This is a genomic window from Streptomyces sp. CO7 (assembly GCF_053474865.1).
Window position 1 is genome coordinate 1,486,114 of the sequence record NZ_JBRIOU010000002.1, and the last position, 8,334, is coordinate 1,494,447.

Below are 8,334 nucleotides of genomic sequence, written 5' to 3' on the forward strand. Positions count from 1 at the left end.
CCGTTGAGCGCCACCGCCGCCCACCACACCAGGTCGCCCAGCGGCAGGGAGCCGTTGCGGCGGACCGCCACACGCTCCTGGACGATCGCCCCGCCGGCGTACGCCACGGCGGAGACGAGGGAGAGGACCACGGACCACATCAGGGGACTCATCGGCCGCGCTCCGGGCCTCGCCGCGGCGTTCGTATCTGCTGCACGGACCACATCGTGCCGGTCATGCCCACCTCCGTCGTCGTACCGGAGGCGTTCTTCCGTCCTTCACGGGTCCTCCTGATGGTGGAGTACCCGGAAAGATCCGATCCTCCCCCGGACGGGTGACATGGCCTTGCTCCCACGGCAGGATTGGCAGGTCACAGGGCGGGGCACTCGGATCATGACCTAAGGGGTGGGTGAACCGGTGAGAGGAGCGGCGATGCGTCGTGGTGGGCCAACCGTACTCGGCATTGTGCTGGCGGGAGGCGAGGGAAAGCGACTGATGCCGCTGACGGCGGACCGCGCCAAGCCGGCCGTCACGTTCGGCGGGACGTACCGTCTCGTGGACTTCGTGCTGTCCAACCTCGTGAACGCGGACATCCGGCACATCGCCGTGCTGACCCAGTACAAGTCGCACTCGCTGGACCGCCACATCACGACCACCTGGCGCATGTCCAGCCTGCTCGGCAACTACGTCACCCCCGTGCCCGCCCAGCAGCGCCTGGGCAAGCAGTGGTACCAGGGCAGCGCCGACGCCATCCACCAGTCGCTGAACCTGATCCGCGACGAGGAGCCCGACTACGTCGTCGTCTTCGGCGCCGACCACGTGTACCGCATGGACCCCCGCGAGATGCTGCGCCAGCACATCGAGAGCGGAGCGGGCGCCACGGTGGCCGGCCTGCGGGTGCCGCGCTCGGAGTCCTCGCAGTTCGGCGTGATCACCCCGGCCGCCGACGGCCGCACCGTCGAGCGCTTCCTCGAGAAGCCGGCCGACCCGCCGGGCCTGGCCGACGACCCGGACTCCATCCTCGCCTCCATGGGCAACTACATCTTCACCACCAGCGTGCTGGTGGAGGCCCTGCACCGGGACGCCGAGAACGAGGACTCCGACCACGACATGGGCGGCGACATCCTGCCCATGCTCACCGAGAGCGGCGACGCCGCCGTCTACGACTTCAGCACCAACCACGTCCCCGGCGAGACCAAGCGCGACCAGGGCTACTGGCGTGACGTCGGAACGATCGACGCCTACTACGACGCCCACATGGACCTGCTCGCCGACCGGCCGGTGTTCAACCTGTACAACCGCGACTGGCCCATCTACACCCACCACCCGACGCTCTCCCCGGCCCGCTTCAACGCCGGCGGCATCGCCACCGAGTCGATCGTCAGCCCCGGCTGCCTCATCAAGGGCCAGGTCACGCGATCGGTGCTCTCCCCGGGCGTGGTCGTCGAGCCCGACGCGGTGGTGCAGAACTCCGTGATCCACGACAACGTGCGCATCGGCCGGGGCGCCGTGGTCCGCAACGCCATCCTCGACAAGAACATCGACGTCCCGCCGGGCGCCACCATCGGCGTCAACCCCGAGCGCGACGCAGAGCTGTACACCGTCTCCGACAACGGTGTGGTGGTACTCGGGAAGGCGCAGCCGGTACCCGCCCCCATGTGACGCCCCGTGTGACGCTCGACGCCTCGGCCGTCCCTCATTTGGCGGACGTCGGCGGCCCTCAGTATCCTCGCCACCTGGTGGGACAGAACGGGGACGAAGATCCGCGACACGGCTCCCACCACCTTCATGTGGGAGCCGCGCGGTCACTCGATCGAGCTACGCGGCTGAGCGAGTGACGCGAGGAACACAGCGGCGATGACGGTGACGGACGACGGCCAGGGCACTGCCACGCGCGACCTGGGGGAGAGCGGGAACGGTTCGGCGAGGATTCCCGCCCAGCAGGACCACGGCGCGGAGGACTGGGGCCCGGGCATCGATCCGGAGCGCCTGGCCGTCTGCCTGAGCGTGCTCGAGGAGCTCGACCGGATAGAGGTCGACCACCCCGACGCCGTCGCGGTCCGCCGCGCCACCTCGCACATCTACCGGACGGTCAAGCAGCGCCGCCGCCAGGAGCGGCGCGCCGCCAAGACCGCCCACGACCGCGCCGTCACCGAGGCCACCGCCACCGGCTCCGCGCAGCGCATCGACGACGAGACGGCCGGCGTCCTGCCGTCCTCCTCCGTCGACGAGGGACGCCGGATCGCCGGCGTGCTGCAGCGCCCGCGCTCCTGCTACACCTGCAAGGACCGCTACGTCGAGGTCGACTACTTCTACCACCAGCTCTGCCCGCGCTGCGCGGACGAGAACCGGTCGCGCCGTGACGCCCGCACCGACCTGACCGGGCGGCGCGCGCTGCTCACCGGCGGCCGCGCCAAGATCGGCATGTACATCGCGCTGCGTCTGCTGCGGGACGGCGCCCACACGACGGTCACCACCCGTTTCCCCAACGACGCCATCCGCCGCTTCAAGGCGATGCCGGACAGCGACGAGTGGATCCACCGCCTCGACATCGTCGGCATCGACCTGCGCGACCCCGCCCAGGTCGTCGCGCTGGCCGACTCGGTGACGGCCCAGGGCCACCTGGACATCCTGATCAACAACGCCGCCCAGACCGTGCGGCGCTCCCCGCAGGCCTACAGCGAGCTGCTGGCCGCCGAGTCGGCGCCGCTGCCGAAGGGCGAGCTGCCCGCCGCCCGGGTGATCGGCGCGTTCGGCTCCGGCGCCGTCGCCGCGCTGCCGGTCTCCGGCGGCGGGGCGATCAGCGCCCAGGACGTCACCGACCTCGCGCTGGTCTCCGGCTCGGCCTCGCTGGAGCGGATCGCCGCCGGCACCGCCATCGACGCGGGCGGTCTCGTCCCCGACCTGCACGACACCAACAGCTGGGTGCAGTCCGTCGAGCAGGTCACCCCGGTGGAGCTGCTCGAGGTCCAGCTGTGCAACTCCACCGCGCCGTTCATCCTCATCAGCCGGCTGCGCGAGGCGATGGCCGCCTCCCCGAACCGCCGGACCTACATCGTCAACGTCTCCGCGATGGAGGGCGTCTTCGAGCGCGGCTACAAGGGCGCGGGACACCCGCACACCAACATGGCCAAGGCCGCGCTGAACATGCTGACGCGCACCAGCGCCCAGGAGATGTTCGAGAAGGACCGCATCCTGATGACGGCCGTCGACACCGGCTGGATCACCGACGAGCGCCCGCACCCGGACAAGGTGCGCCTGGCCGAGGCCGGGTTCCACGCGCCGCTGGACCTGGTCGACGGCGCGGCCCGGGTCTACGACCCGATCGTGCGCGGCGAGGCGGGAGAGGACCTGTACGGGGTCTTCATGAAGGACTACGCGCCCGGCAAGTGGTGACCCGGTCCGGGCGGCCGGGAGGCCGTCCGAGGGTCGTGGTGACCCGTCGGACGTGAGACGGTAACGCAAAGTTTTCGGCGCTATCGAGCGGGAGCCCGCTCATTTGGTTACTCTGGTGCTGGCGGACGTCGTGACGGGGCCGCACCTGCCCCCCACGGTCCGCCGCCGGACAGGCCGGGCACGCCGGTCTGCCCGAGAAGAGATGCCGGCGCCACCGCGCTCGAACGGCCTCCCTACCGACCCGCACCCGGGAGGCGCCCGGGCGCCGAGCACAACGACGGCGCCGCGCCTCGAGGGTGACCCAACATGAGGAGTGCGCGGTGACACCGGAGAAGACGACGTCCAGCACGATCGCGAGCGAGCGGCCCGTCGGCCGAGGCCCGGCCGACGGCGACGGCCCCCTGGGCAGCCTGGAGGTGTGGGCCCGTTCCGCGCCCATCAGGCTGGCCGGCTACGAGGACGACCTCGCCGAGCCCCACATCCTGCCCAGCGTCGACTGACGGCCGTCGGCGACAGCGACGCCGAACGGCACGACGCGGGAACAGCGACGCGGGAACAACGACGCGGGAACAGTGCGGGGCGAACGGCGGCCGGGCCACCACCGGCCGCCGTTCGCCGTGTCCGCCCTTCGCCGAGACCGCCGGTCAGGACAGCCGGGTGGGCGGCAGGAAGTCGCGGACGTACTCGCGCACCCAGTACACGCCCTCGGCGCGCCGCTCGGCCCGGGTGGCGAAGCGGTAGCGGAAGAGGCGGGCGCGGATCCAGCGCGGCGGCGAGCCGGGCGGGAAGGGCGAGCGCCGCAGCAGTCGCAGCGTGTCCCGGTCGCCCTCGAGCAGCTTCTCCACCAGCGCCGTGAACCAGCGGGCCGGCACCGGTGACAGCGCCAGGAACCACATCAGCCAGTCCAGCCGCAGGTGGTACGGGGCGAACTGCCGCGGCCGGCGCCGCACGTCGCCCGGCTTGCCCCGGAACTCGTAGGCGCGCCAGTCGGAGTCCTGGCGCGGCCGCTCGTCGTCGGTCCCCTCCACGACCACCTCGTGCCGTACCCGGGTCACGCTGCCGAACGCTCCGTAGGTGTTGACCAGATGGAGCGGGTCGAAGGACCGGTTCATCGCCTGGCCGCGGGAGAGCAGGTTGCGCGCCGGCTTCCGGCTCAGCCGGAGCAGCCCCGCGGCCACCGCGAGAACGGTGATCTCGTACCAGAGCGGTGCTCCCGGATCGCGGCGGGGCGCGGCGCCCCACGGCCAGGCGATCGCGGACAGCGCGATCACCACCGTCAGCCAGTTGAGCCAGGCGAAGTTGCCCGAGACGACCAGCCACAGCTGGGTGACGACCATGAGCCCGGCGGCCCAGGAGGCGACCGGCTGCGGTGTGAACAGCAGGAAGGGCACCGCCAGCTGGGTGACGTGGTTGGCGGCCGCCTCCACCCGGTGCAACGGGCGCGGCAGGAGGTGGAAGAGACGGCTCAGCGGCCCGGGCATCGGCTGCGTCTCGTGGTGGTGGTACAGGCAGGTGAGCCGGCGCCAGCACTCGTCGCCGCGCATCTTGATCAGTCCGGCGCCGAACTCCAGCCGGAAGAGCAGCCAGCGCAGCAGGAACAGCACCACCACCGGAGGGCCCACCTCGTCGTTGCCGAGCAGCACCGCCAGGAAGCCGGTCTCCAGCAGCAGCGACTCCCAGCCGAAGGCGTACCAGGTCTGACCGATGTTCACGACCGACAGGTACAGGGCCCACGGGAGCAGCCACAGCAGCATCGACGCCCACAGCGGCACCAGGTCGGCCGCTCCGGCCAGCAGCGCCGCCGAGACGGCGCACCCCGCCCAGGCGCAGACGGCGAAGAGCCGGTCGGAGAAGCGCAGCCGGAACAGGGTCGGCGCCTGCCGCCAGGTCGTCCGGGAGAGGAACCGGGGCGCGGGCGTGAGCCCCCGCTCGCCGATCAGCGGCCGGAACTGCAGGGCGGCGGCGAGGAAGGCCACCAGGTAGACGGCGGCCAGCCCCCGCTGGAAGACCAGCCTGCCCGTCCAGTACTCCGGCGCGGTGAACCACTCCACGACCTCGGTCCTCCTTCCCGGCGGCCTCCGGAGGACCCCGGGACCGTCCGGCCGTGACGCCCGCTTCCGTTTGCGTGACCGTACCGGGCGCGGCAGACAATGGTGACGAAGTGCCCCGAACCGAGTGGGAGGACACCGTGCGCGCACCGATCAGGGTCGCCGTCGTCGCCTGCGCCGTGCCGCTCGCGCTGCTCGGCGCCTCGCCGGCGGGGGAGCGTCCCGGCGGGAGCGGCGCCGAGCGGGCCCCCGGGCCGGAGCGCGGGGTCGTCGAGAGCGGGACGGTGTCAGGGGTGACCCCGGGCGGGGTCGCCGTCGTGGACGCGGAGAGCGTCTTCGGCAGCCCCACCGATGACTTCGGTGGCTGAGCGGGGTCCCCGCCGGAGGCGGGCCGGGGTGGAGAACGATTCGAAGAAACGGACAAATGCTGGCAAGGTGGTCTCCATGGTTGATGGGGACGCCGAGGAGACGCTCCCGGAGGAGTGGCCCGCCGGCCCCGAGCCGATCCTGGCGCTCAATCGCATGGGCACCTTCGACTGGGACCTCGAGACGGACCTGTTCAGCATGGACGCCCGGGCCCACGAGATCTTCGACCTGCGCCCCGAGGAATTCGACGGCACCGCGAACGGCCTCAGCTCCCGGGTGCCCCCCACCGAGGCCGTCCGCCTCGACGAGACGGTCACCCGGGCGATGAAGGGGGGAGCCGAGAACTACGGCGGCTACTTCCGGGTCCGGCGCCGCGACGGCAGCCTGCGCTGGACGCACACCCAGGGCTACATCCGGCGCGACGACAAGGGCCGTCCCCGCCGCGTCATCGGCATCGTCCGCGACGCCACCCAGGAGCTGAGGGAGAGCGAGGCCCGGCTCGAGCAGGCCGTCGAGGACGAGGCGCGCCGCCGCCAGACCGACGTCGTCCAGGCCCTCACCGCGGCCCTCTCGGCCGCACGCACCGTCCGCGACGTGCTGCGCGTCCTCGGCGAGGCCCACCAGCGCACCCCGCTGGGTGTCTCCCTGGTGGTCCTCGGTCTGGTGGAGGGCGACCGCGTCGTCCTGGTCACCGAGGAGCCCCAGGACGCCGTCCCCGGGGTCCGCATCACCCGGGTGGACGAGCCGTACCCGATGAGCGAGGTGGTCCGCACCCTGCAGCCCCGCTACATCGAGTCCGCCAAGGAGTTCGCGGTCAACTACCCGATCCTGTGGGAGAAACTGGTCCCCCTCCAGATCACCTCCGGCGCCTACCTGCCGCTGATCGCCGAGGGGAAGGCGGTCGGCGCCGTCGGTCTGCTCTACAGCGGCCGCCGGACCTTCACCCCGCAGGACAGGGCGCTGTTCGGCGCGCTCGGCGGCAGCGTGGCCCAGAGCCTGCAGCGCGCCATGCTCTACGAGCAGCAGATGGACCTCGCGCAGGGACTCCAGCAGGCCATGCTGCCCCGCACCATCCCCAGCGTGCCCGGCGCCGACATCGCCGTGCGCTACCGCTCCGCCTCCGCCGGGCGCGACATCGGCGGCGACTGGTACGACCTGATCCCGCTCCCCGGCGGCCGGGTCGGCGCCGTCATCGGCGACGTCCAGGGCCACGACACCCATGCCGCCGCCGTCATGGGCCAGCTGCGGATCGTGCTGCGCGCCTACGCGGCCGAGGGCCACACGCCGGGCACCGTGATGGCCCGCGCCTCCGTCTTCCTGCACGAGCTGGACACCGACCGCTTCGCCACCTGTCTGTACGCCGAGGTCGACCCGACCACCGGAGTGGTCAAGATGGTGCGCGCCGGTCACCTGGACCCGATCCTGCGCGGCGGCGACGGGACCTGCCGGCGGATCCCCGTCGAGGGCGGGCTGCCGCTGGGGCTGTCCGCGGAGTTCGGCGCGCTCACCTATCCGGTCACCACCTTCGAGCTCTCCACCTTCCAGACGCTGGTGCTCTGCACCGACGGCCTGGTCGAGCTTCCGGGCGACGACCTCTCCGTCGGCCTGCGCGAGCTGATGGACTACATCGCGGAGGGCCCCGACGACGTCCGCGGGCTGGCCGACGCGCTGATCGAGCGGGCCGACCGCAGGGGCGGCGACGACGACGTCGCCGTCCTGCTGCTGCGCCGCCGCGGTCCCGGCCGGCAGCGCAGCGGGGGACAGCTGCGGCAGGAGGTCGTGCCCGGCGACCCGGACGCGCTCGCCGAGACCCGCCACATGATCCGCGCCGCGGTGCGGGCCTGGGGCACCGCGGAGCGGGCCGACGAGATCGAGCTGGCGGCGGACGAGCTGATCACCAACGCCCTGATGCACACCGAGGGGTGCGCCACCGTCACCCTGCGGGTGCTGCTCGGGCCGCAGCGGCTGCTGCGGATCGAGGTGGAGGACACCTCCAGCGCCCTGCCGCACCGGCACGACCCCGGCCCGGTGGGGATGAGCGGCCGGGGGCTGATGCTGGTCGACCTGCTCGCCGACAGCTGGGGCGTCGAGGCCCGCGGCGGCGGCAAGTGCGTGTGGTGCGAGTTCTCGATGACCTGGCCCGAACCCGGGTGAGGGCAGCACCGGCACCGGACGCGCGGCCCTGGCGGACCGGGGCGGGGCGGCCGGACCCGGCCCCCGTCCCGCCGCGTCGGCGCGGGCGGCCGTCGGCGCTCCGTGGCAGGCTGGGGGTATGCCCGAGCTGCCGGAGGTGGAGGCCCTCAGGGACTTCCTCCAGGACCACCTGGTCGGGCGGGAGATCAGCCGCGTGCTCCCGCTCGCCGTCAGCGTCCTGAAGACCTACGACCCGCCCCCCTCCGCCCTGGAGGGGCGCACGGTGGCCGCCGTGCACCGGCACGGCAAGTTCCTGGACCTCGCCACGGCCGACGGAGGGCCGCGTCTGGTGACCCACCTGGCCCGGGCCGGCTGGCTGCGGTGGTACGACAGCCTCCCCGTCGCCCCGCCC

General features: G+C 72.6%; 7 protein-coding genes. 6 read left to right on the forward strand and 1 reads right to left on the reverse strand.

Annotated elements, in window-relative coordinates:
* The first annotated feature begins 411 nt into the window (after positions 1-411).
* From glgC to ACOV8S_RS08795, 3 genes are all read left to right on the forward strand, one after another.
* Positions 412-1,641, forward strand: coding sequence for a glucose-1-phosphate adenylyltransferase (gene glgC / locus ACOV8S_RS08785; protein ID WP_448317137.1), 1,230 nt, complete (start codon positions 412-414; stop codon positions 1,639-1,641).
* Positions 1,642-1,836: 195 nt separating this feature from the next.
* Entirely contained in the window at positions 1,837-3,375 is a 1,539-nt protein-coding gene (locus ACOV8S_RS08790; protein WP_448317139.1) for an SDR family NAD(P)-dependent oxidoreductase, read from the forward strand.
* A 320-nt stretch (positions 3,376-3,695) separates the two neighbouring features.
* A complete protein-coding gene (locus ACOV8S_RS08795) occupies positions 3,696-3,875 on the forward strand; it encodes a hypothetical protein (RefSeq protein WP_351115243.1) in 180 nt (59 codons plus the stop codon).
* A gap of 144 nt (positions 3,876-4,019) precedes the next feature.
* Here ACOV8S_RS08795 and ACOV8S_RS08800 read toward each other — a convergent pair whose 3' ends face one another.
* Complete coding sequence (locus ACOV8S_RS08800) at positions 4,020-5,426, reverse strand: lipase maturation factor family protein (protein WP_448317140.1); 1,407 nt, start codon at positions 5,424-5,426, stop codon at positions 4,020-4,022.
* A gap of 110 nt (positions 5,427-5,536) precedes the next feature.
* On the opposite strand from ACOV8S_RS08800, the gene ACOV8S_RS08805 reads away from it, so the two are divergent.
* The 3 genes from ACOV8S_RS08805 to ACOV8S_RS08815 all read left to right on the forward strand — a co-directional run.
* Positions 5,537-5,791 (forward strand): hypothetical protein, encoded by a 255-nt coding sequence (locus tag ACOV8S_RS08805; RefSeq protein WP_448317141.1) that lies wholly within the window; start codon positions 5,537-5,539, stop codon positions 5,789-5,791.
* Between the two features lie 76 nt (positions 5,792-5,867).
* Positions 5,868-7,943, forward strand: coding sequence for a SpoIIE family protein phosphatase (locus ACOV8S_RS08810; protein ID WP_448317142.1), 2,076 nt, complete (start codon positions 5,868-5,870; stop codon positions 7,941-7,943).
* A 118-nt stretch (positions 7,944-8,061) separates the two neighbouring features.
* A partial coding sequence (locus ACOV8S_RS08815; protein ID WP_448317143.1) for a DNA-formamidopyrimidine glycosylase family protein occupies positions 8,062-8,334 on the forward strand: 273 nt, incomplete at its 3' end.

Coding starts and splice junctions, on each gene's coding strand:
- glgC (WP_448317137.1), top strand. CDS start 412: ATGCGTCGTGGTGGGCCAACCGTACTCGGCATTGTGCTGGCGGGAGGC.
- ACOV8S_RS08790 (WP_448317139.1), top strand. CDS start 1,837: ATGACGGTGACGGACGACGGCCAGGGCACTGCCACGCGCGACCTGGGG.
- ACOV8S_RS08810 (WP_448317142.1), top strand. CDS start 5,868: ATGGTTGATGGGGACGCCGAGGAGACGCTCCCGGAGGAGTGGCCCGCC.